Source organism: Pseudomonas sp. 008 (assembly GCF_016861935.1).
In the GTDB taxonomy this organism is placed as follows: Bacteria; Pseudomonadota; Gammaproteobacteria; order Pseudomonadales; family Pseudomonadaceae; genus Aquipseudomonas.
Genome location: NZ_BOMA01000008.1, coordinates 15,735 through 38,839 on the forward strand (window position 1 = coordinate 15,735; position 23,105 = coordinate 38,839).

At 60.3% G+C, this 23,105-nt stretch carries 19 protein-coding genes; 5 read left to right on the top strand and 14 right to left on the bottom strand.

Going from position 1 to position 23,105, the window contains the following annotated elements:
• Position 1: 1 nt before the first annotated feature.
• From JUI81_RS17415 to JUI81_RS17465, 11 genes are all read right to left on the bottom strand, one after another.
• The gene (locus JUI81_RS17415; protein ID WP_018928869.1) at positions 2 to 595 is read right to left on the bottom strand and encodes an aminodeoxychorismate/anthranilate synthase component II; all 594 of its coding nucleotides are present in this window, start codon (positions 593 to 595) and stop codon (positions 2 to 4) included.
• A 466-nt stretch (positions 596 to 1,061) separates the two neighbouring features.
• On the bottom strand, positions 1,062 to 2,543 hold the full coding sequence (gene trpE / locus JUI81_RS17420) for an anthranilate synthase component I (protein ID WP_204124732.1): 1,482 nt from the start codon (positions 2,541 to 2,543) through the stop codon (positions 1,062 to 1,064).
• Between the two features lie 71 nt (positions 2,544 to 2,614).
• Entirely contained in the window at positions 2,615 to 3,433 is an 819-nt protein-coding gene (locus JUI81_RS17425) for a phosphoglycolate phosphatase (protein ID WP_028940282.1), read from the bottom strand.
• Positions 3,430 to 4,104 carry a ribulose-phosphate 3-epimerase gene (rpe, locus tag JUI81_RS17430; RefSeq protein ID WP_007941649.1) on the bottom strand — a complete coding sequence of 225 codons (675 nt, stop codon included), beginning with the start codon at positions 4,102 to 4,104 and terminating at the stop codon, positions 3,430 to 3,432. The genes JUI81_RS17425 and rpe overlap by 4 nt, the downstream gene beginning before the upstream one ends.
• Before the next feature lie 91 nt (positions 4,105 to 4,195).
• Complete coding sequence (locus JUI81_RS17435; protein ID WP_019580746.1) at positions 4,196 to 5,344, bottom strand: iron-containing alcohol dehydrogenase; 1,149 nt, start codon at positions 5,342 to 5,344, stop codon at positions 4,196 to 4,198.
• Positions 5,345 to 5,482: 138 nt separating this feature from the next.
• On the bottom strand, positions 5,483 to 6,307 hold the full coding sequence (locus tag JUI81_RS17440) for an ABC transporter permease (protein WP_018928864.1): 825 nt from the start codon (positions 6,305 to 6,307) through the stop codon (positions 5,483 to 5,485).
• Between the two features lie 12 nt (positions 6,308 to 6,319).
• Complete coding sequence (locus JUI81_RS17445; RefSeq protein ID WP_204124733.1) at positions 6,320 to 7,567, bottom strand: ABC transporter permease; 1,248 nt, start codon at positions 7,565 to 7,567, stop codon at positions 6,320 to 6,322.
• A gap of 213 nt (positions 7,568 to 7,780) precedes the next feature.
• On the bottom strand, positions 7,781 to 8,824 hold the full coding sequence (locus JUI81_RS17450) for an ABC transporter substrate-binding protein (protein WP_018928862.1): 1,044 nt from the start codon (positions 8,822 to 8,824) through the stop codon (positions 7,781 to 7,783).
• A 49-nt stretch (positions 8,825 to 8,873) separates the two neighbouring features.
• Positions 8,874 to 9,998 (bottom strand): ABC transporter ATP-binding protein, encoded by a 1,125-nt coding sequence (locus JUI81_RS17455; RefSeq protein ID WP_018928861.1) that lies wholly within the window; start codon positions 9,996 to 9,998, stop codon positions 8,874 to 8,876.
• A 277-nt stretch (positions 9,999 to 10,275) separates the two neighbouring features.
• Entirely contained in the window at positions 10,276 to 10,917 is a 642-nt protein-coding gene (locus JUI81_RS17460) for a response regulator transcription factor (protein WP_172901164.1), read from the bottom strand.
• Positions 10,918 to 10,989: 72 nt separating this feature from the next.
• The gene (locus JUI81_RS17465) at positions 10,990 to 13,386 is read right to left on the bottom strand and encodes a PAS domain S-box protein (protein WP_019580743.1); all 2,397 of its coding nucleotides are present in this window, start codon (positions 13,384 to 13,386) and stop codon (positions 10,990 to 10,992) included.
• 73 nt (positions 13,387 to 13,459) lie between these two features.
• On the opposite strand from JUI81_RS17465, the gene JUI81_RS17470 reads away from it, so the two are divergent.
• On the top strand, positions 13,460 to 14,452 hold the full coding sequence (locus JUI81_RS17470) for an alpha/beta hydrolase family protein (RefSeq protein ID WP_204124734.1): 993 nt from the start codon (positions 13,460 to 13,462) through the stop codon (positions 14,450 to 14,452).
• A 43-nt stretch (positions 14,453 to 14,495) separates the two neighbouring features.
• On the opposite strand, the gene JUI81_RS17475 is transcribed toward JUI81_RS17470, so the two are convergent.
• From JUI81_RS17475 to JUI81_RS17485, 3 genes are read right to left on the bottom strand one after another with little or no spacing between them, the layout of a single operon-like run.
• On the bottom strand, positions 14,496 to 15,260 hold the full coding sequence (locus JUI81_RS17475; protein ID WP_064620755.1) for a TerB family tellurite resistance protein: 765 nt from the start codon (positions 15,258 to 15,260) through the stop codon (positions 14,496 to 14,498).
• 1 nt (position 15,261) lies between these two features.
• Positions 15,262 to 15,933 (bottom strand): N-acetylmuramate alpha-1-phosphate uridylyltransferase MurU, encoded by a 672-nt coding sequence (murU, locus tag JUI81_RS17480; protein ID WP_204124735.1) that lies wholly within the window; start codon positions 15,931 to 15,933, stop codon positions 15,262 to 15,264.
• Positions 15,930 to 16,949 (bottom strand): aminoglycoside phosphotransferase family protein, encoded by a 1,020-nt coding sequence (locus JUI81_RS17485; protein ID WP_204124736.1) that lies wholly within the window; start codon positions 16,947 to 16,949, stop codon positions 15,930 to 15,932. Before JUI81_RS17485 ends, murU begins: the two co-directional genes overlap by 4 nt.
• Before the next feature lie 130 nt (positions 16,950 to 17,079).
• On the opposite strand from JUI81_RS17485, the gene JUI81_RS17490 reads away from it, so the two are divergent.
• From JUI81_RS17490 to rsmA, 4 genes are read left to right on the top strand one after another with little or no spacing between them, the layout of a single operon-like run.
• On the top strand, positions 17,080 to 19,893 hold the full coding sequence (locus JUI81_RS17490) for an LPS-assembly protein LptD (protein ID WP_204124737.1): 2,814 nt from the start codon (positions 17,080 to 17,082) through the stop codon (positions 19,891 to 19,893).
• A complete protein-coding gene (gene surA / locus JUI81_RS17495; RefSeq protein WP_019580737.1) occupies positions 19,874 to 21,190 on the top strand; it encodes a peptidylprolyl isomerase SurA in 1,317 nt (438 codons plus the stop codon). Before JUI81_RS17490 ends, surA begins: the two co-directional genes overlap by 20 nt.
• On the top strand, positions 21,187 to 22,176 hold the full coding sequence (pdxA, locus tag JUI81_RS17500; protein ID WP_019580736.1) for a 4-hydroxythreonine-4-phosphate dehydrogenase PdxA: 990 nt from the start codon (positions 21,187 to 21,189) through the stop codon (positions 22,174 to 22,176). The genes surA and pdxA overlap by 4 nt, the downstream gene beginning before the upstream one ends.
• The gene (gene rsmA / locus JUI81_RS17505) at positions 22,173 to 22,991 is read left to right on the top strand and encodes a 16S rRNA (adenine(1518)-N(6)/adenine(1519)-N(6))-dimethyltransferase RsmA (protein ID WP_019580735.1); all 819 of its coding nucleotides are present in this window, start codon (positions 22,173 to 22,175) and stop codon (positions 22,989 to 22,991) included. Before pdxA ends, rsmA begins: the two co-directional genes overlap by 4 nt.
• Positions 22,992 to 23,105: the final 114 nt, after the last annotated feature.

Below are 23,105 nucleotides of genomic sequence, written 5' to 3' on the forward strand. Positions count from 1 at the left end.
CTTAGCGCGTGCCGCCAGTTTGTTTGAGGAAGTTGGCGAACAGCTCGTGCCCCTGTTCGGTGAGGATAGACTCGGGGTGGAATTGCACACCCTCGATGTTCAGCGTCTTGTGACGCAGGCCCATGATCTCATCCACCGAGCCGTCTTCGAGCTGGGTCCAGGCAGTCAGCTCCAGGCAATCGGGCAGGGTTTCGCGCTTGACGATCAGCGAATGGTAGCGGGTGACCGTCAACGGGCGATTCAGACCTTCGAATACGCCCTTGTCCTCGTGAAATACCGGGCTGGTCTTTCCGTGCATGACCTGACGGGCACGGACCACATCGCCGCCAAACGCCTGGCCGATGGATTGGTGACCCAGGCAAACGCCGAGAATCGGCAGCTTGCCGGCGAAGTATTTGATCGCTTCGATGGAAATACCGGCTTCGGTCGGGGTGCAAGGACCGGGAGACACGACGATGCGCTCAGGCTTGAGGGCTTCGATTTCGGCAATGGTGAGTTCATCGTTGCGCACGACTTTGACCTCGGAGCCTAGCTCGCCGAGGTATTGCACAACGTTGTAAGTAAAAGAGTCGTAATTATCGATCATCAGCAACATGGCGTTAAGAACCTCTTGAATTCACTGACTTTTAATACGGCCTTCGAATGATTTACCCGCAGTGCGCTGCGCTTTGACGGGTGCTGGAGTGGCGCCAGCAAAGCGGCATTTCGTACAGGTAAAGAAGGCAAAGCGGTACAGGTCCGGCCAGGCCGGCAGAAAAGATTCAGGCGCGCCAACGCCAACGGGCGTGTGCCTTGATGACTTGATCCAGGAGTTTGCTGACGATCAACACGGGAAAGGTCTCATTCATACGTCTGGGCACAGTAACGTAGCTGGGCAGAGCGTGCAATATGGCCGGAGCGACAGCTCGCGAAACAATCGAAGGGTTAGCGACAGATGGCAAAAGGCTGGAAGTTCTTTGGCGGTGTCGAGAGCGGCCGAAGCACAAGATCAAAAGATTAAAAGGGGAATGACAGGCATAAAAAACGCGGCGCCCTCGCAGGCGCCGCGTTTTCTATGTGGATCAGTTTTCCGGGGTTTGTTCGGCCAGGGCCACGGCGCGGAACATCGCGCGACGCTTGTTCAGGGTCTCTTCCCATTCCAGCGCCGGTACCGAGTCGGCGACGATGCCGCCACCGGCCTGCACATGCAGTTCACCGTTCTTGATCACGGCGGTGCGAATCGCAATCGCGGTGTCCATGTTGCCGTTCCAGGCGAAGTAACCGACCGCGCCGCCATAGACGCCCCGCTTGACCGGTTCCAGCTCGTCGATGATTTCCATCGCGCGAATCTTCGGTGCGCCGGACAAGGTGCCGGCCGGCAGGATCGCCCGCAGTGCGTCCATCGCTGTCAGCCCGGCCTTCAATTGGCCGGTGACGTTAGACACGATGTGCATCACGTTGGAATAACGCTCGATGACCATCTTCTCGGTGAGCTTCACCGAGCCGATTTCCGAGACGCGCCCAGTATCGTTGCGGCCCAGATCGATCAGCATCAAGTGCTCGGCGATTTCCTTGTCGTCCGACAGCAGGTCTTTTTCCAGCGCCAGGTCCGCCTCTTCGTTGGCCCCGCGTGGGCGAGTGCCAGCAATCGGGCGCACGGTGATCAGGTTGTCTTCGACCCGCACCAGCACTTCCGGCGAACTGCCGACGACGTGGAAGTCGCCGAAGTTGAAGAAGTACATATACGGCGTCGGGTTGAAGCAACGCAGCGCCCGGTAAAGATCGATAGGCGCAGCCTTGAAGTCGATCGACATGCGCTGGGACGGCACGACCTGCATGCAGTCACCGGCCAGGATGTATTCCTTGATGGTGTCGACGGCTTTCTCGTAATCGTCCTGGGTGAAACTCGAACGAAACACTGGATCGGTCGATTGCTGCTTGCTGAAATCCAGGCCACGGCGCGGCGTGATTGGCTGACGGAGTTGTTCCAGCAGCGCTTGCAGACGCGCCTGACCTTGTTCGAAGGCATCTTCCTGCGACGGATCGGCCAGGACAATCGCATGCATCTTGCCGGCGAGGTTGTCGAACACCACCACCGCATCGGACACCATCAGCAGAATGTCCGGCACGCCCAGTGGATCCGGATTCGGGCATTTGCCCAGACGCTTCTCCACATAACGCACACAGTCGTAACCGAAGTAACCCACCAGACCGCCGTTGAAACGCGGCAGACCGGCGATGGTCGGCACGTTATAGCGCGCCTTGAAGGCTTCGACGAAGGCCAGTGGGTCTTCAACGTCATGGCTTTCGATCTCGACACCGTCGTGGGTCACGCTGACGTGGTGGTCGTGAACCCGCAATACGGTGCGGCACGGAAGGCCGATGATCGAGTAGCGGCCCCACTTCTCGCCGCCCTGCACCGACTCCAGCAGATAGGAGTTCGGCTCGTCGGCCAGTTTCAGGTAGATCGACAGCGGCGTGTCGAAGTCGGCCAGGGTTTCGCAGGCAAGCGGGATGCGGTTGTAGCCGGCAGCGGCCAAACGCAGGAATTCTTCGCGGATCATGGAGTAGCCTCGTGGCTTGAGGGTCTAACGGTCAGGTATGCAAACGCGCCGGATAGCCGGCCAGGAACAAGTCAGGCGCGCCAACGCCAGCGGGCCAGGGCCTTGATGACTTTCATCCAGAGTTTGCGAGTGACCACCACGATGGCGTTTCCAGCAGGGGGTTGAACAGCGTCGGGCAACGTTATCTCAGCGGCCGGATCCAGGCAACCGGGAATTAGTTTGCGCAGATCATCGATCACCAGCGCCGGCGACTCTTCGGCAATCGGCCGGCCATGGTTATAGCCGTAACTGAGCCCCACGCATTTGACCCCCGCCGCTTTCGCCGCCAGCACATCGCTACGCGAGTCGCCGACGAACAATGATTGCGACGCCGGAATGTTGGCCATTTTCATCACAAAAAACAGCGCAGCCGGATCAGGTTTCTGTTGTGGCAGGGTGTCGCCACCGATGATCCATTTGAAGTAACGGCCGATCTTCATCTGATCCAGCAACGGCGCGACGAAGCGCTCCGGCTTGTTGGTGATCAGCGCCATCGCCACGCCCTGCTTGTGCAGCCATTTCAGGGTGTCGCGCACACCGGGATAGACCACGGTCAGCTCATGCCCCTCACCGTAGGCTTCCATGAAAATCTGCAGTGCACCTTCGGCTTCGCCGTCATCGACCGACGAATGATCGATGCCGCCGGCCAGTGCACGGCGCACCAGCACCGGCGCGCCGTTGCCGACCCACTCACGCACCGGTTCGATGCCGACCGGGTCACGCCCGAGTTTGAGCAGCATGTTATCCACAGCCGCTGCGAGGTCAGGGACCGAATCGACCAGCGTGCCATCCAGATCGAACATCACCAGCCGCGGCAGACGCCCCGGGAACAGCTGCTCAAAACCGCTCATGGGCGAGCCAGCGCCAGTTCGGAGCGCATTTTTTCAATCACTTCCTGGTAGTTCGGCGCATTGAAGATCGCCGAGCCGGCCACGAAAGTGTCGGCACCGGCAGCGGCGATTTCGCGAATGTTGTTCACGTTCACCCCGCCGTCGATTTCCAGGCGAATGTCACGCCCGGAAGCATCGATCAGCGCCCGAGCCTCACGCAGCTTGTCGAGGGTGGCTGGAATGAACTTCTGCCCGCCGAAGCCCGGGTTGACGCTCATCAGCAGGATCATGTCGACCTTGTCCATCACGTACTTGAGCACGTCCAGCGGGGTCGCCGGGTTGAACACCAGGCCCGCCTTGCAGCCGCCTTCGCGGATCAGTTGCAGGGAACGGTCGACGTGCAGCGTGGCTTCCGGGTGGAAGGTGATGTAGGTCGCACCGGCTTCGATGAAGTCACCGACGATGCGGTCCACCGGGCTGACCATCAGGTGCGCGTCGATCGGCGCGGTCACGCCGTACTTGCGCAGCGCGGAGCAGACCATCGGGCCGATGGTCAGATTCGGCACGTAGTGGTTGTCCATGACATCGAAGTGCACGAAGTCGGCGCCGGCGGCCAGGACGTTGTCCACTTCCTCGCCCAGGCGGGCGAAGTCGGCGGAGAGAATCGACGGAGCAATAACGAAGGGCTGCATGACGCACCTTTTCTGAGCAGAATCACGATGGCGCGCATTGTATACCTCATGCTTTGACGCGCGCACCGTGCTGCGATGATTGGGGCAAGTCCTAATAGGCCGCTCGGTAAATCTTCTCGATATCGGTGGCGCTCAACTTGCGCGGATTGTTGCGCATCAGTCGTTCGGTGCCGGCGGCTTCCACGGCCATGGCCGGGATCGCCTCCTCGGGTACCCCGAAACTGCGCAGACCTCGCGGGATCTCCACGGCGGCGCACAGCTCGGTCATCGCCTCCACGGCTTTGTCCGCCGCCTCACTGGCGCTCAGATGAGCGGTCTTCACCCCCATGGCTTCGGCAATATCCTGCATGCGTTCCACGCAGGCCATCTTGTTCCAGGTCATGACATACGGCAGCAGCAAGGCGTTGCTGACACCATGGGCAATGTTGAAACGCCCACCCAGCGGATACGCCAACGCATGCACCGCACCGACCCCGGCATTGCCGAACGCCATGCCGGCCATCAGGCTGGCGGTGGCCATGTCTTCGCGGGCTTGCAGGTGGGCTGGATTGGCGTAGGCCTTGGGCAGCGCCTTGGTAATCAGCTTGATCGCGCCAATGGCCAAGGCATCGGTGATGGGCGAGGCGTTGAGCGACAGGTAGGACTCGATGGCGTGCACCAGCGCATCGACGCCACTGGCGGCGGTGACACTGCGCGGGCAGGTCAGGGTCATTTGCGGGCTGACCAGCGCCACGTCCGGCAACAGGTAATCGCTGATGATGCCCATCTTCAGCTGCGCGACCTTGTCGGAGAGGATGGCCACGTTGGTCACTTCCGAACCGGTGCCGGCGGTGGTCGGGATGGCGATCAGCGGCGGGCCTTTGCGTGGCACCTGATCGATGCCGAACAAATCCTCCAGCGCGCCGTGATAACCGGCATAGGCGGCAACACTCTTGGCGATGTCGATGGCACTGCCGCCGCCGAGGCCGATCAGCCCGTCATGCCCACCCTCACGGTAAACCCGCATGCAATCTTCGACGATAGCGATTTCCGGGTCCGGCAACACCCGGTCGAAAATCTCATAACTGCGCTCGCCCAGCTGCGCCAGCGCCAGCTCCACCGTGCCGGACTTGACCAGCGCGGCATCGGTGACGATCAGCGGGTTGTCGATGTCCAGACGTGTGAGCTCGGCCGCCAGTTGCTCGATGGCACCTGCGCCGGTGATCAGTTTGTGAGCGATTTTGAAAGAGGAAAGACTCATGTGCGCAGCCTCTTATAGATAGGGGAGCTGGGCACAATAGTAGCTGGGGATTGGGGTTTGTCTGCTATTAAGTTGGTGAATGATCGAGGTGCTTCTGTGATCGTTCCCACACTCGCGCGGGAACGATCACAGTTGGCGTCAGGCTTGGGCGGTGCGCAGTTTTTCGCTGCGCCCACGCAGCCATTCCAGGGTCAGCAACAGGATCACCGAGAATGCGATCAGCAGCGTCGCGGCAGCGGCGATCGTCGGGCTGAGGTTTTCGCGGATGCCGCTGAACATCTGCCGAGGCAAGGTCGCTTGTTCGGGACCGGCGAGGAACAGCGTCACCACCACTTCATCGAACGAGGTAGCGAAGGCAAACAGCGCACCGGAAATCACCCCCGGCGCAATCAACGGCAAGGTCACCCGGCGGAACGTCGTCAGCGGCGAAGCGCCCAGGCTGGCCGCGGCCCGCACCAGGTTCTGGTTGAAACCCTGCAAGGTCGCCGATACCGTGATGATCACGAACGGCACGCCCAGCACGGCGTGCACCACGATCAACGAGGTATAGCTGTTGCCGAACCCCAGTGGCGCGAAGGTCAGGTAACTGGCCACACCAATGATCACCACCGGCACCACCATCGGTGAAATCACCAGCGCCATCACCAGCGCCTTGCCCGGGAAGTCGCCACGGGTCAGGCCGATCGCCGCCAGCGTACCGAAGATCATCGCCAGCACGGTCGCTGCCGGAGCCACGATCATGCTGTTCTTCAACGAACGCATCCATTCCGCCGAGGCAAAAAAGTCCTGATACCAGTGCAGCGAGAAGCCTTGCAGCGGGTAGACCAGAAAACTCCCTGAGTTGAACGACAGCGGAATGATCACCAACACCGGCAAGATCAGGAACAACAAAATCAAGCCGCAGAGAATCCGCAAGCTGTAGAACCACACCCGTTCGATGGGCGACATATAAGGACTCAGCATTTCACTCTCCCCTTAGCTCAGGCGCAGGCGACTGGCGCCCACCAGCCAGCTGTAAATCAGATAAAGCACCACGGTCGCCAGCAGCAACAGTCCACCGAGCGCGGTCGCCATGCCCCAGTTGATGCTGGTGTTGGTGTAGAAGGCGACGAAGTAACTGACCATCTGATCGTTCGGGCTGCCCAGCAACGCCGGGGTGATGTAGTAGCCGATGGCGAGGATGAACACCAACAGGCAACCGGCGCCAACACCGGCATAGGTCTGCGGGAAGTACACCCGCCAGAAACTGGCGAACGGGTGGCAGCCCAGGGAAATCGCCGCACGCATGTAAGTCGGCGAGATACCTTTCATCACGCTGTAGATCGGCAGAATCATGAACGGCAGCAGGATGTGCACCATCGAGATGTAGACCCCGGTGCGGTTGAACACCAGCTCCAGCGGCTTATCGATGACGCCCATGGCCATCAGGCCGCTGTTGATCAAGCCGCCCGATTGCAGCAACACGATCCATGCGGCGACCCGCACCAGAATCGAGGTCCAGAACGGCAACAGCACCAGAATCATCAGCAGGTTGCTTTGCCGCGAGGGCAGGTTCGCCAGCAGGTAGGCCAGCGGATAAGCAAGCACCAGGCAAATCATGGTGATGATCAGGCCCATCCAGAACGTACGGGCAAAGATGTCGAGGTAGATCGCCTGATCGGGAGTGGCCCGGGCCAGTTCGCCGAGGTCGTCGATACGGTGATCGACGGCGGCCAGCAGGTAATAAGGCGTCACACCACTGGTGTTGCGGCGCACCACCTGCCAATAGGCCGGATCGCCCCAGCGCTCGTCGAGACCTTCCAGCGCGGCTTTATAAGAAGCGGGCTCCGTGGCGAACGGCAAGGCGCGTGCGGTTTTGGTCAGCAGGCTGCGGTAGCCGGCCAACTCCATGTTCAAGCGCTTGGACAAGTCGCCCAAGGTCTGATTCTTGCGAGCTTCGGCGAGGTCTTCGCTGGCGGCCTTGTACACAGGCTCTGCCGGCAGGCCTCGGCCATCCCAACTGGCAATGGCTGCCACGGTGCGTGGCATCACGCCGACCACTTCCGGGTTACCGACGCTTTTGTAGAGCAGCGCCACGATCGGCACCAGGAACACCAGCAACAGAAACAGCACCAACGGCGCGATCAAGGCTTGTGCTTTCCAGCGGTTGATTCGCTCGGCGTGCTTTAGCCGCTGCTTCAAGGTGGGGTCGGTGCCCGCGTTCACGGGAACGGCGATAGCCATGGCGTACTCCAGAAATCTTTGATCAATCGATAAGGGGGAGCGAAATTGTGGCGAGGGGGCTTGCCCCCGTTCGGCTGCGAAGCAGCCGTGAAACCATTGCATCCGGTGTACCTGATACATCGCGGTTGCAGGTTTTAGGGCCGCTTCGCGACCCAACGGGGGCAAGCCCCCTCACCACAACGGCTCGCCCTCACAAGAGGGCTAGCCCTCTGGTTACTTCGCTGCCCAGGAATTGAAGCGCTGTTCCAGTTGCTCGCCGTTATCAGCCCAGAAGCTGACGTCGATCTGCACCTGGTTGGCGATGTTTTCCGGGGTGGTCGGCATGTCTTTCAGGACATCCTTGGACAGCAATGGCACTGCCTGGGTGTTGGCCGGGCCGTAGGCGATGTTTTCCGAGTAGGTCTTCTGCTGTTGCGGCTGTACCGAGAAGGCGATGAATTTCTTCGCAGCTTCGGCACGGGTCTTGTCCAGACCTTTTGGAATGGCCCATGCGTCGAAGTCGTAGATGCCGCCGTTCCACACCACTTTCAGGTTGCTTTCTTTTTGTACCGCGGCGATCCGGCCGTTGTAGGCCGAGCTCATGACCACGTCACCGGAGGCGAGGTATTGCGGCGGTTGTGCGCCGGCTTCCCACCACTGGATGCTTGGCTTGAGCTCATCGAGTTTCTTGAACGCGCGGTCCTGGCCATCTTTGCCGGCCAGCACTTTGTAAACGTCTTTCGGCGCAACGCCGTCAGCCATCAGTGCGAATTCCAGGGTGTACTTGGCGCCTTTGCGCAGGCCGCGCTTGCCCGGGAATTTCTTGGTGTCCCAGAAATCAGCCCAACTGGTCGGAGCGGTTTTCAACTTGTCGGCGTTGTAGGCCAGCACGGTCGACCACACGAAGAAGCCCACGCCGCACGGCTGGATAGCGCCCTTGACGTAGTCTTCAGACTTGCCGAACAGCTTCGGATCAAGCTGCTCGAACATGTCTTCGTCGCAACCACGGGACAGTTCCGGCGATTCAACTTCCACCAGGTCCCAGGACACGCTCTTGGTGTCGACCATGGCTTTGACCTTGGCCATTTCGCCGTTGTATTCGCCAGCGACGATTTTGCCGTGGCCCGCCGCTTCCCATGGTGCGTAGAAGGCTTTGACCTGCGCCGCCTTGTTCGCCCCGCCAAAGGACACCACGGTCAGGTCCGGGCCAGCCGCCATCGCGTGCGCCGCGCCGATCATGCCGACGACCAGGGCGGTGAATTTCAGGGATCTCAACATTTATTGTTCTCTCCACGTGCAGGGTTGGTGTTGGTGAAGCAGGGGGCGATCAATGCGCCTCTAGAAGTGGGTCGAGCGCGCGAACGTGTTCGACCTGCCAGCCAAGCGGTACCACGTCGCCGACAGCCAGCGCAGGATCGAGCTCGGCAATCGGTTGTTTCACGAAAAAGTCGGTCTTGCCGCAGACTTCCAGGCGAACCCGGACGTGGTCGCCCAGATAGATGAATTCCGCCACCCTTCCCGAGAAGCGGTTGACACAGGACTCGCTCGAGCCATTGAGGCTCACGCGCTCCGGACGAATCGACAGTGTGACGGGCTCGCCGGTCTTGCCGACGTTGACCGCCAGTGCTTCAACCTTTTCACCACGACCGAGCTCGACCACGCAGCGATCACCGGTATGGCTGTGCAAGCGGCCGTTGAGGCGGTTGTTCTCGCCGATGAAGTTGGCGACGAAAGTATTTTTCGGCTCTTCGTAGAGCGTGCGCGGTGGCGCGATCTGCTGGATCTCGCCCTGGTGGAACACGGCGACGCGGTCGGACATGGTCAGGGCTTCGCCCTGGTCGTGGGTCACGTAGACCACGGTCACGCCGAGGCGCTGGTGCAGGTGTTTGATTTCCATCTGCATGTGTTCGCGCAGTTGTTTGTCCAGTGCGCCGAGCGGTTCATCCATCAACACCAATTGCGGTTCGAACACCAGGGCGCGAGCCAGGGCCACACGCTGCTGCTGGCCGCCGGACAGTTGCGCCGGATATCGCTGGGCGAAAGTATCGAGCTGAACCATGCTCAGCACACGCTTGACCCGGTCACTGACGTCGCTCTTGTTCAAGCCGCGCACGGTCAGCGGGAACGCCAGGTTCTCGGACACGGTCATGTGCGGAAACAACGCGTAGTTCTGGAACACCATGCCGATGTCGCGCTTGTGCGGTGGCACGTTGTTGATGGAACGCCCGGCCAGTTGAATCTCCCCGGCGGTCGGCGTTTCGAAGCCGGCGAGCATCATCAGACTGGTGGTCTTGCCGGAACCGGACGGCCCGAGCAAGGTCAGGAATTCGCCTTTGCGAATTTCCAGGTTGAGGTCTTTGACAATCAGGTTCTCGCCGTCGTAGCTCTTTTGCACTCCACGAAAGCTGACCAGAATATCGCTGGCCCCTGCGCTTGAATCAACCTGGCTCATACCCACACCTTTGTTATTGATGACTGCTGTGGACTAAGCCTAGTGGACGCTGGGAGCCGCGCAAATCGGGGCGCAGGAGAGAATCGCCTCAGCCGGATGGAAGGTTGGGGGTAGGGATTGCCCTACAAGGATGGCGGGGATGGATATGTCGATTCTTGATGGCGACAGACGGTGAGCTGCAAGCCACAGGAACCGGTAAAAGCGGCTTTGCGGGCATGTCGTAATTGGACATGCACGCTCGCACAGGTATTTGCAGTGAATCAGCGGGTCGTGTGGATCACAGGAGTTTGTGTTCCATCGCGTACTTCACCAGTTCAGCCAGGGAGGTGATGTTGAGTTTCTGCATCAGCCGCGCCTTGTGGGTACTAATGGTTTTACTGCTCAAGGCCAACTGCTGGGCAATGTCGTTGACGTTGGCGCCCTGGGCCAGGCGTTCGAATACCGAGAATTCACGCTCCGACAGCAACGAGTGCAACGGCCGCGCATCGGTCAGGCCAACCTCGAAAACCATGCGGTCGGCCAGGTCCGGATCGATGTAGCGCCCGCCCGCCGCGACCTTGCGAATCGCCGTCAGCAACAATGCCGGATCGCTGTCCTTGGTCGCGTAACCCGCAGCGCCGACCTTCAACGCCCGAGCGGCCATCTGCGCTTCGTCGTGCATCGACAGCACCAGAATCGCCGGCGGATTGCTCATGGCGCGAATCCGCGGGATCGCTTCCAGGCCGTTGACCCCAGGCATGGAGATGTCCAGCAACACCACTTCGCAGGGAACATGGCGCAAGGTATCGAGCAACTGCTCGCCATTGCTCGCCTCCCCGACCACCAGCAAGTCCTTGGCCAGGCCGATCAATTGCTTGATGCCTTCGCGAACGATGGTGTGGTCTTCGGCTACCAATACACGGATCACGTTCTTCTCCATTCTTCTTATGTCAGAACCAAGATCTATCGCGGGCTTGCCTGCAAAGGCGCCAGCTCAAACAACACAAAACCATCAGGCTTCATCCAGCGGCACTCGCACCGTCAGGGTCGTGCCCTCCCCCGGCTCACTCTCAAGCGACAATTGCCCGCCCATGATCAACACCCGCTCACGCATGCCGACCACGCCGAAGGATGTCGGCCTGCCAGGCGCGGCGACAAATCCTACGCCATCATCGCTGACGGTCAGACAAAGTTCATCGCCCTCAAGGGCCAGCGTCAGTTCAACAGTATGCGCCTGGGCGTGGCGCATGACATTGGTCAGCGCTTCCTGAAGGATCCGGAACAGCCCGATGGCCTTGGCATCGCTGAGCACCGGCAAGTTATCCGGCACTTGTACCAGACACGGAATATGCGTGCGCGCCTCGAACCGTCGGGCCTGCCACTCGATGGCCGAGGCGATCCCGGCATCGAGAATCGGTGGCCGCAGCGCCGTGGCCACATCACGCACCAGTTGAAACAGCTGCGCGATCAAACGTTTCATGCTGTTCAAGCGCTCGTGCAGGCCAGGGTCGAGCTGCGCATAAGCCAGTTCGCACATGGACGTTTCCAGCTTCAACACAGTCAACATCTGCCCCAGCTCGTCGTGAACTTCCCGGGCAATCCGCGCCTTCTCCTCTTCCCGCACGCTCTCCAGGTGCGCAGACAACTCGCGCAACTGCTCACGGGAGCTGGCCAGCTCCAGCTCGATGCGCTTGCTCTCGGTGATGTCCCAGACGATCCCGTCCCAGACATAGGCGCCGTCTTCCAGTCGGCGGGTAATGGCCTTGATCTCGGCCCAGCGCTGTTCGCCCTGACGGGTCAGAATCCGTCCCTGCCACGACCAGTCGCTGTCGGTGTCCAGTGCATGGTCCTGAGTCTGGTGATAACTGGCCTTGTCATCCGGATGCACCAGGCTGCGCAGGCCCTTGTCCCGTTGGGCCAGGGTGGCCGGCGAGTACCCCACCAGGCTCTCGCTGCCTTCACTGATGTAGGCAAAGTCGATCTGCCCGGTCACCGGTGCGCGCTCCAGACGAAAGACCAGTCCGGGGACGTTGGCGGCGATCCCCTGCAGCCGCGCTTCGCTTTCCTGCAAGGCGGCCAGGGCGCGACGACGCTCGGTGACATCATTGAGGTAAACCACCAGGTATTCGCCCTCGCGAAAACGCAAGAAGCTCAACGAGACATCCGTCGGCAGAATACTGCCATCGGCCCGCACGCAATTGGTTTCGAAACTTAGCGGTCCTTCCTCACTGGCCCGGGCGCGCTTCCACAGGCTCAGCCAGCGGTCCATGTGCAAACCGGGCTCGAAATCGATCAATGGTCGATCGATGATCCCGCCCGCCGGATAGCCGAGCATGCTTTCGGCGGCGCGGTTGGCGTAGCGCACATGGCTGTCCCAGTTGACCCAAAGGATGCCGACGGTGCTTTGATCAATGGAGAACTGCGTGAGGCGCAAGGCTTCTTCGCTGGCCTCGCGCAGGGCAATGTCTTCGCGCGCCGCCAGCAAACGTTGCTCCAGACTGTGTTGCTGACGACGCTGCCAGTACACAATGACCATGCTGCTCAGCAATAACACCAGCAACAGCAGACAGAGGTTTTTCCAGAAAACCGGTGAATCGGACAGCCGCGGGTACTTGGGTTGCAGCCATTGATCGTGCAGTCGCTCGAGGTCTTTGGCCGGAATCGCGCGCAGCGCGTTTTCGACGATGCCGGCCAACTCCGGCCAGTCCCGACGCGTGGCCACTCGCAACAGTTGCGGGAAACCGATGTCGCCCACCACGGCCAGCCCGGCAAACTCAGGCTCGGCTGACAGACGCCCGAATTGCGCTTCATCGACCACCGCGTAACCGGCCTGCTGACTCAACAACAGTTGCAGTGCCTGGCGCTCCAGAGGCACGCCCTGCAGGTTCAAATGCGGATAGGTACTACGCAAGAAGTCGGCGGTGACGCTGGGCATGCGCACGGCGACGCGGGTCTGACTGTCGAGTTTTTCCAGCTCCACCACACCGGTGCTCTTCTGGTCGCTGACCACCAGTTGCGGCACCCGCATGTACGGATCGGAAAATTGCCAGAATCGTAAACCGGCGGGGGTTTGGGTCAGCCCCGGCGCAATATCGATATCGCCTTCGCGCGCGGCGGCTTCCAGTTGCGCAAGATCAGGATAATTACGCCAGCTCAGCTCGACCTTGAGCGACTTGGCCAGCCATTTCATCAACTCGATGTTCACCCCGGACAGGCGCTGCAAGCGGCGATCGTATTGGGCATAGGGCGCTTGCAACACCACCCCGACCCGCAACTCTTCATGCTGCGCCAGCCATTGCTGTTGCGCCGAAGACAATGACACGACATGCGCCGGTGGCGCGGGAGCCGCCCAGCCCATCAAGGGAAACCACAAACAGCCGATAACCCACAGGCAGCGAAAATGCATCATCGAAGTCTCACACACTGACAAATACTGACCAACCCATTAGGCTGCCGGAATAACTTCTGGCCTGGAATATCCGATGCCCCCTGTCTACCGCCTGGCACTGCCAGCATTGTGCCTGTCGTTGATCCTGCCGTGCGCCTTTTCCGTCGAGGCGGCCGACCCGGCACCTGCCACTGCGGAAAAACCCACCGAAGAAAAACCGGTCGAACGCCAGCTGCTGCTTGAGCGTAGCCAGGAAGAATCGACGGCACTTGAGCGACAAATTCCTGCGCAGGAACAGCAACAACTGCAAGCCGGTACCGACAGTTTTCTCGCCCTGTGGAAGCCGGCCAATACCGCCGACCCCAAAGGCGCGGTGATTATCATCCCGGGTGCCGGCGAAACCGTTGACTGGCCGCAAGCGATCAGCCCGTTGCGCCGCCAATTGCCGGACGCCGAGTGGAGCAGCCTGAGTATCACCTTGCCGGACCTGCAAAGCGAAGCCATTGCGCCACGTATCGTCGAAGTGGCGCCAGCGCCCAAAGCGCCTGATACCGGCAACAAAGACTCGACCACCGCGGCGCCCATCGAACAGGCCGCCGGCGGCGAAGCGGAGGTGGCCGACAAGGCTATCGCCGAAACCACCGAAGAACACGCCAAAGCCGACGCCGAGCGAATTTTCGCCCGCATCGACGCGGCCATCGCTTATGCCGAACAGCAAAGCGCTCGCAAAGTCGTCGTGCTGGGGCATGGCACCGGCGCTTACTGGGCCGCGCGCTATCTGAGCGAGAAGCAGCCATCGCAAGTCGAGAAGTTCGTGATGGTCGCCGCCCAGACGCCTGTTACGGCGAAGCCTGAGCTTGCCGAGTTGACGCCGACGATCAAGCTGCCGACTGCCGACATCTTCTATATGGACAAACCACTGGATCGCAACGCGGCACTGGAACGCTTGCAGGCCAATAAACGTTTGAAGACATCGGCGTTCAGCCAGGTCTCGCTCAAGGCACTGCCGGGCAATGCCAAGGCTGAGCAAGAGCAGTTGGTTCGCCGGGTGCGGGGATGGTTGAATCCGCAGCCTGCGGCGGACTGATGGATCGCGTCGCCCCATTCGCGGGCGACACAACTCTGCCCTGCTATCGAAAGTCCCGCCGTTCACGAATCAACGTGTAGGCGTTGTGCAATTCACGAGTCTTGTCCGTCGCCTCACGAACCTGCAACGCCGTCGCACCGCTGCCGGCAATCTTGTCCGGATGATGGCGACTGAGCAGGCGTCGATAGGCGCGTTTGATCTGTGCTGGCTCGCTGGTCGCCGACACTCCCAATAGCCGCAAGGCGTCCTGATACGTAATCGCGCTGCTGACCAATGGTCGCTTCGGCTCGTAGTCACTCGCCAGTGCCTGTACCTGTTGCGGCGTCCAGCCCAACCATTTGCCCCACTGGGCAATCAGTTCGCGCTCGCTGCTACCGGCGCGGCCATCGGCCCAGACCATCCGCCAACAGGCACGCAACACGCCTTCCGCGGCATGGGGCTGAGCACTCAAGCGTCGCAGATAGCCACGCAACCGATCACGCCCCGACTTGCCGCGGTTGAACGCCGCTATCGCCCGACGTTGCGCCGACTCGGTCATCTCCAGCGCACGCATTTCCTGTCGCGCCTGCTGAATGTGGCCATCCACTACCCGCCCATCACTCTTGGCCAATCGGCCCAGCAACACGAACAGCAGTTCATCGTTGCGCAGCACCGAGCGGCCACCGAACTTTTCCCATAAATGTGCCCAGCTCTGCAGGTGCAAGCGCCGATCCAGCGCCTGTCCCAATAAAGCACCGAGCATGGCCCCCGGAATGCTGGCTATGGCAAAGCCCGCTCCGGCTCCAATCAGAGTCCCTGGCCACAACATGTCAGCGTCTCGCTTCTATCAAGGTTTCTACTTCAGCCAGGCGCTCGTGAGTGCCGACATCTACCCAATGTCCATTCAGGCGCTCGCCCGTCACTTGTCCATCGGCCATGGCTTTGCGCAACAATGGCGCAAGCTTGAAGGCCCCGGCCGAGCAACCGTCAAACAACTGCGGGTGCAGCACGGCGATGCCGCTGTAGGTCAGGGTTGGGGTATCCGGCTGACCGTCCTGCACATGGCCATCGACCAGAGTGAAGTCCCCGCTCGGGTGATGCACCGGGTTGTCCGCCAGGATCAAATGGGCGAGCCCGACGATGGGCTGGTGCAACACGCTGAAGTCGTAGTCGGTCCAGATGTCGCCGTTGACCACCACAAAAGCCTCATCACCCAACAAAGGCAACGCGCGGAAAATACCGCCACCGGTTTCCAGCGGTTCACCTTCCGGCGAATATTGAATGCTCACGCCATATTTCGAGCCATCGCCCAGATAATCTTCGATCTGCTGACCGAGCCAGGCATGGTTGATCACGATCTCGGTAAACCCGGCAGCCGCCAGCGCGTGCAGGTGATACTCGATCAAAGGCGCTCCGCCGGCACGAACCAGTGGTTTTGGCGTGGTCAGGGTCAGCGGACGCATGCGCTCGCCTTTACCCGCCGCCAGAATCATTGCCTTCATGCCTTCACTCCAGCACGCAGACTGGCCAGCAACACATCCAGCTCAGCCAGTTCAGGACGACGGGCAATGACCGCGTCTATATAAGCAAAGAAACGCGGCACATCGCCGAGATAGCGTGGCTTGCCGTCGCGATGGCAAATTCGGGCGAAGATGCCGATGACTTTCAAGTGACGCTGCACGCCCATCAGGTCGCTGGCGCGCAGAAAGTCTTCAAAGTCCGGCTGAACCGGGATGTCGAGCGCACCGGCTTGCTGCCAGTAATCCTCCAGCCAGCCGCGTACGCGTTCTTCAGGCCAGCTGAGGAAGGCGTCCTTGAACAGGCAGGTCACGTCATAAGTCACCGGCCCGTAGACCGCGTCCTGGAAATCCAGCACGCCGGGATTCGGCTCGCTGATCATCAGGTTGCGCGGCATGTAGTCGCGATGCACCAGGACTTTAGGCTGAGCCAGAGCGCTGTCGATCAGCAGGTCGCTGACCTGCTGCCAGAGCACCTGCTGCGCAGCATCGAACTCGATACCCAGTTCGCGCTTCACGTACCACTCGGGGAACAGTTCGAGCTCGCGACGCAGCAGCGCGACGTCATAACTCGGCAGCGGCGCCACCATCGGCAATTGCTGGAAAGCCAACAACGCTTGCAGGGCATCCTTGAACAAATCGTCGGCATTTTCGCCGTCGATCACGTCCAGATAAGTCTTGTTGCCCAAGTCATTGAGCAAAAGGAAACCGCGCTCCAGGTCCTCGGCATAAATTTTCGGCACGTTTATGCCGGATTTCGCCAGCAGAAAAGCGATATCCACAAAGGGTTTGCAGTTTTCCTGGGGCGGTGGCGCGTCCATCACGACGAAACTTCTGCCTGCGCCTTCCCAGCGGAAATAGCGCCGAAAACTCGCGTCGCTACTGGCCGCGGTCAACGTGGCCGGGGGTACGTTGCCCCAACCTTGTTCTGCAAAGAGGATAGCCAACTGTTCATCGAGCCAAACTTTCAGGTGTTGCAAGCGTACATCTTGGTCAGGCATTGCAAGGGTCTCCGACGGCGCTAGCCGTCAAGCGGGTCATGCTTTATTATCCAGCATCTTTTTCAGACCATCGAGAGGCGTGCGGCCCACACCGCGGGCAGATGGCACGCAGGAAGCCCGGACTAATAAGATGGCATTGAAATCCCCCGCGTTTCGTAAAAAATTTCCGTTGTTGGTTACCGGCAGTCTGCTGGCCCTGCAACCCCTGGCCACGTCGTTCGTGGTCGCCGCGGAACAGTATGACTGCTCAGTCTCTGCTTCGGGTGCCTGGGACTGTGCGCCAAAGGCACCGGCCGCTGCATTGCCGCCGCGCCCCGTGCATGAAGGCAGCGCAGTTTCCGCCACTGGAGAAACCCCGGCAGGCACCGCCTCCAGCGAAGACACCGGCGCCAAGCCTGTGCTGGTTACCGAGTCCAAGGGCCGCGGCCTGAAGTCGCGTAGTGAAGACTACAGCCACCTCGACTGGGTTCCGCGCGAGAAGCTCACCGCAGCGCAATTGGCCGAAACCGGTCCTTACTGCTCTGGTTCCTATATCGAACCGATTCGTCCTGGCATGAATGACAAGACGAATAAAAGTGACGCTCCAACCTTTATCGGCGCCAAGGCCTCCCGCTATAAGCAGGAAGAGCAGGTCGCGACCCTGGCCGGTGACGTGGTCATGCGTCAGGGCAGCATGCAGGTCGAAGCCGACGAAGCGAACCTGTATCAGGCCGAGAGCCGTGGTGAACTGGCCGGCAACGTGCGCATTCGCGACAATGGCGCACTGATCGTGGGCGACCACGCCGACGTGCAGCTCGACACCGGTGAAGCCAAGGTCGACAACGCCGAATACGTGATGCACAAGTCGCGTATCCGCGGTAACGCGCTGTACGCCAAACGTGCCGAGAACGCGATCATCCGTCTCAAGGACGGTACGTACACCACGTGCGAACCGAACAGCAATGCCTGGCAGCTCAAGGGCAACAACATCACCTTGAACCCGGCCACCGGTTTCGGTACCGCGACCAACGTGACGCTGCGGGTCAAGGACATTCCGGTTCTGTACACGCCGTACATCTATTTCCCGATCGATGACCGTCGCCAGTCCGGCTTCCTGCCGCCGACCATCGGCACCGGCAGCGATACCGGCTTCATGCTGGTCACTCCGTACTACTTCAACCTGGCACCGAACTACGATGCCACGTTGTACCCGCGTTACATGGCCAAGCATGGCCTGTTGATGGAAGGCGAATTCCGCTACCTGACCAAGTCCAGCGAAGGCCAGTTCGGCGCCGCGTACCTCAACGACGAAGATACCGATCGCAGCAAGCAGACCGACTACGAAAAAAACCGCTACATGTACAACTGGCAGCACAAGGGTGGCCTCGACTCCCGCGTCTTTACGCAAGTCGACTACACCAAGATCAGCGATCCGTATTACTTCCAGGATCTGCAGACTGACCAGATTGGCGTGAAAAGCGCTGACTACATGAACCAGCAGGGCTCTGTCACCTATCGTGGCGACAGCTACACCGCTCGTTTGAACGCCCAGGCCTATCAGCTGGCGACCGTTTCGAACATCACTCCGTATGACCGTTTGCCGCAGATCACCTTCAATGGTCAGCTGCCATATCATCCGGAAGGTTTGAACTTCGATTACGAGACGGAAATCGTCCGGTTCGACCGCGATTTGAAGAATGGCAACTTCATAAACGAAGATGGCACCGTCGAACCGCGTCTTGATAACAACGTTCAAGGTCTGGCACGTGCCAACGGCGACCGCTTGAATCTCAAACCGGCTGTCAGCCTGCCGTTGAACTGGACCTATGGCTTCCTGAAGCCATCGCTCAAGTATCAATACACCCAGTACCAACTGGATCTGGACGGTACCGGCAAAAGCCAAATCGTAGCCCAGGATCAAGCCGCAGCTGCCGCCGGGACGGAAAACCTCTATGGTCATTTCGGCAGTAACCAGAATCGTGGCGTGCCTATCGCCAGTATCGACAGCGGCCTGTATTTCGATCGTGACACCCAATGGTTCGGCAAGAATTATCGCCAGACCCTCGAACCGCGCCTGTTCTACCTCTATGTACCTGAGGAAGACCAGAAGGATATTCCGGTATTCGACACCAGCGAATACACCTTCAACTACGCCTCGCTGTTCCGTGACAACCGCTTCTCCGGCTCCGACCGTGTCGGCGACGAGAACAAACTGTCCCTGGGCGTGACCAGCCGCTGGATCGAAGACAATGGTTTCGAGCGTCAACGTATCAGCGTCGGCCAAGCCATGTACTTCAAGGACCGCGAAGTCCAGTTGCCAGGTATCGACGCAAAAACCCGCGCCGATGCTCAAGCCAATGTTTCACCGTACGCGCTGGAATACGAATACCGCTGGAACCGTGACTGGCGCACCACCGCCGACTACAACTGGGACCCGGACAGCCGCAGCCCTCGCTCGGGCAGCGCGATGTTCCACTACCAGCCAGAAGACAACCCGAACAAGGTCATCAACGCCGGTTATCGCTATCGCAATGACCAGGTCCGTTATGACCAGAACACCGGTAAATGGACGGTGGGCGGCGGTGACTACGGCACCCCGGGCACACCTGGCTACGTGAAGGACTACTACAAGATCAAACAGCACGACTTCTCGGTGATCTGGCCGATCGTGCCGCAGTGGAACGCCATCAGCCGCTGGCAGTATGACTACAACCGCAACCGTACCCTGGAAGCCTTTGGTGGTTTCGAGTACGACAACTGCTGCTGGAAACTACGCCTGATCAACCGTTACTGGGTCAGCTATGACGAGTTAAGTCAGAACGCCCCGGAAAACGAAAAAGGCGACCACGGCGTCTTCCTACAAATTGTTCTGAAGGGACTCGGCGGCCTCACCGGCGCCAAAGTAGAGAGTTTCCTCGACAAAGGCATCCAAGGTTATCGTGAACGTGAAGACCAAGCTTTCTGATTGTCTGCGCCCGCTGATGCTGGGCGCGCTGTTCCTGGGTACCGCGGCCAACGCCGCGGTACAGTCCATCGATAAAGTGGTGGCCATCGTCGACAATGACGTGGTCATGCAGAGCCAACTGGACCGGCGCGTTCACGAAGTTCAGCAAACCATCGCCAAACGCGGTGCTGCCGTACCGCCTACCGGCGTACTGGATCAGCAAGTGCTCGAGCGTCTGATCGTCGAAAACCTGCAATTGCAGATCGGCGAGCGTTCCGGCATCCGCATTACCGATGAAGAGCTGAACCAGGCTGTCGGCACCATTGCCCAGCGCAATAACATGTCGATCGAACAATTCCGCGCCGCTTTAGCTCGCGACGGCCTGTCTTATGACGATGCCCGCGACCAGATCCGCCGCGAAATGATCATCAGCCGCGTGCGTCAGCGCCGTGTGGCGGAGCGCATCCAGGTGTCCGAGCAGGAAGTGAAGAACTTCCTGGCATCCGATCTGGGCAAAATGCAGCTGTCCGAAGAGTTCCGCCTGGCCAACATTCTGATTCCTACGCCGGAAAGCGCCAACTCCGACGCGATTCAGAATGCCGCCAAACAAGCCGACGCGGTTTACCAGCAACTCAAGCAAGGCGCTGACTTCGGTCAGTTGGCAATCGCCAAATCCGCCAGCGAAACCGCACTGGAAGGCGGCGACATGGGCTGGCGTAAAGCCGCTCAACTGCCACCTCCGTTCGATCGCTTGCTCGGCACCATGGCCGTTGGCGACGTGACCCAGCCAATGCGCACCCCGGGCGGCTTCATTATCCTGAAGATCCTCGACAAGCGTGGCGGCGAATCCCAGGTGCGTGACGAGGTACACGTGCGGCACATCCTGGTCAAACCGAGCCCGATCCGCGACGAAGAAAAAACCAAGGCCCTGGCTCAATCGCTCTACAGCCGTATTCAAGCGGGCGAAGACTTTGGCGAACTGGCGAAAAGCTTCTCGGAGGACCCGGGTTCCGCCCTCAACGGTGGCGACCTGAACTGGATCGACCCGAACGCGCTGGTGCCTGAATTCCGCGAAGTGATGGCCAAGACCCCGCAAGGTCAGCTGTCCAAGCCGTTCAAGACCCAATATGGCTGGCACGTACTGGAAGTCCTTGGCCGCCGCGCCACCGACAGCACCGCCCAGGCCCGTGAGCAGCAAGCGATGACCGTACTGCGTAACCGCAAATACGACGAAGAGCTGCAAACCTGGCTGCGTCAGATCCGTGACGAAGCGTACGTAGAAATCAAACTCCCTGGTGCAGACCAGGCAGCGCAGTGAAACCCAAGCGTTTCGCGCTGACCCCCGGCGAACCAGCCGGCATAGGTCCCGACCTGTGCCTGCTGCTCGCCTCGCAAGCCCAGCCACATCCCCTGATTGCCATTACCAGCCGCGACCTGCTCCTTGAGCGGGCCGCGCAGCTGGGCGTGGTTGTCGATCTGCTGCCGGTAACGCCGGACAGCTGGCCGGATGCTCCTGCTCCCGCCAACAGCCTGTATGTGTGGGATACGCCCCTCAACGCCAAGGTCACCGCCGGGCAACTGGACAAGGCCAATGCGGCTTTCGTTCTGGAAACCCTGACCCGTGCTGGCCAGGGCTGTCTGGATGGGCATTTCGCCGGCATGATCACCGCCCCGGTGCACAAGGGTGTGATCAATGAATCAGGGATCGCCTTTTCCGGGCACACGGAGTTTCTCGCTGACCTGACCCACACCGCGCAAGTGGTGATGATGCTCGCCACCCGCGGCTTGCGTGTAGCGCTGGTCACCACTCACCTGCCCCTTCGCGAAATTGCCGACGCGATTACGCCTGAGCGGCTGGAGCGGGTCACACGGATCCTGCACACCGACCTGAAAGAAAAGTTCGGCATCGCCCAGCCACGCATCCTGGTTTGCGGGCTCAACCCCCACGCCGGTGAAGGCGGTCATCTGGGCCATGAAGAAATCGACATCATCGAACCTACATTAGAGCGCCTGCGCGGCGAGGGCATGGACCTTCGCGGCCCCCTGCCCGCCGACACTCTGTTTACCCCCAAATATCTGGAGCACTGCGACGCGGTGCTGGCGATGTACCACGACCAGGGCTTGCCTGTGCTGAAATACAAAGGCTTCGGCGCGGCAGTCAACGTGACCCTCGGCTTGCCGATCATCCGCACATCGGTCGACCACGGCACCGCCCTGGACCTGGCCGGCAGCGGCAACATCGACACCGGCAGCCTGCAAGTCGCCCTGGAAACCGCCTACCAGATGGCCGAGACCCGTTTATGACCGAGCATTACCAACACCGGGCGCGCAAGCGCTTCGGCCAGAACTTCCTGCACGATGCTGGCGTTATCGACCGTATCCTGCGCTCCATTCACGCCAAACCTGAAGACCGCCTGCTGGAAATCGGTCCGGGCCAGGGTGCATTGACCGCCGGCCTGCTCAACAGCGGCGCTCAACTGGACGTCGTAGAGCTGGACAAGGACCTGATCCCGATTCTCAATCAGCAGTTCGCCGGCAAGAGCAACTTCAACCTGCATCAGGGTGACGCGCTGAAGTTCGACTTCAACAGCCTGAACGCTGCGCCAAACAGCCTGCGAGTGGTCGGTAACCTGCCGTATAACATCTCTACGCCGCTGATTTTCCACCTGCTGCACAACGCACACCTGATTCGCGACATGCACTTCATGCTGCAAAAGGAAGTGGTCGAGCGCCTGGCGGCGGGTCCTGGCGGCGGCGATTGGGGTCGGCTGTCGATCATGGTTCAGTACCATTGCCGGGTCGAGCATCTGTTCAACGTCGGCCCGGGTGCGTTCAATCCTCCGCCGAAAGTCGACTCCGCGATCGTGCGCCTGGTGCCCCACGCGGTACTGCCGCACCCGGCCAAGGATCATCGCCTGCTGGAGCGCGTCGTACGTGAAGCTTTCAACCAGCGCCGCAAGACCCTGCGCAACACACTGAAACTATTGCTGAGCAACGCCGAAATCGAAGCCGCCGGCGTCGATGGCAGCTTGCGCCCCGAGCAGCTCGACCTGGCCGCCTTCGTACGCCTGGCCGACAAGCTCAGCGAACAAGTCCTACAAAAGCCTGCCACCGACTGACAGGCGATGAGCGCTATCGGGTAGGACGCCACTCTGGTTTACTACCCGATACTTGGCCTAGACTGAGTTCTATCAGCTACGCCCCGCGTTCCGCTTCGTTTCTAAGGCCTTTTG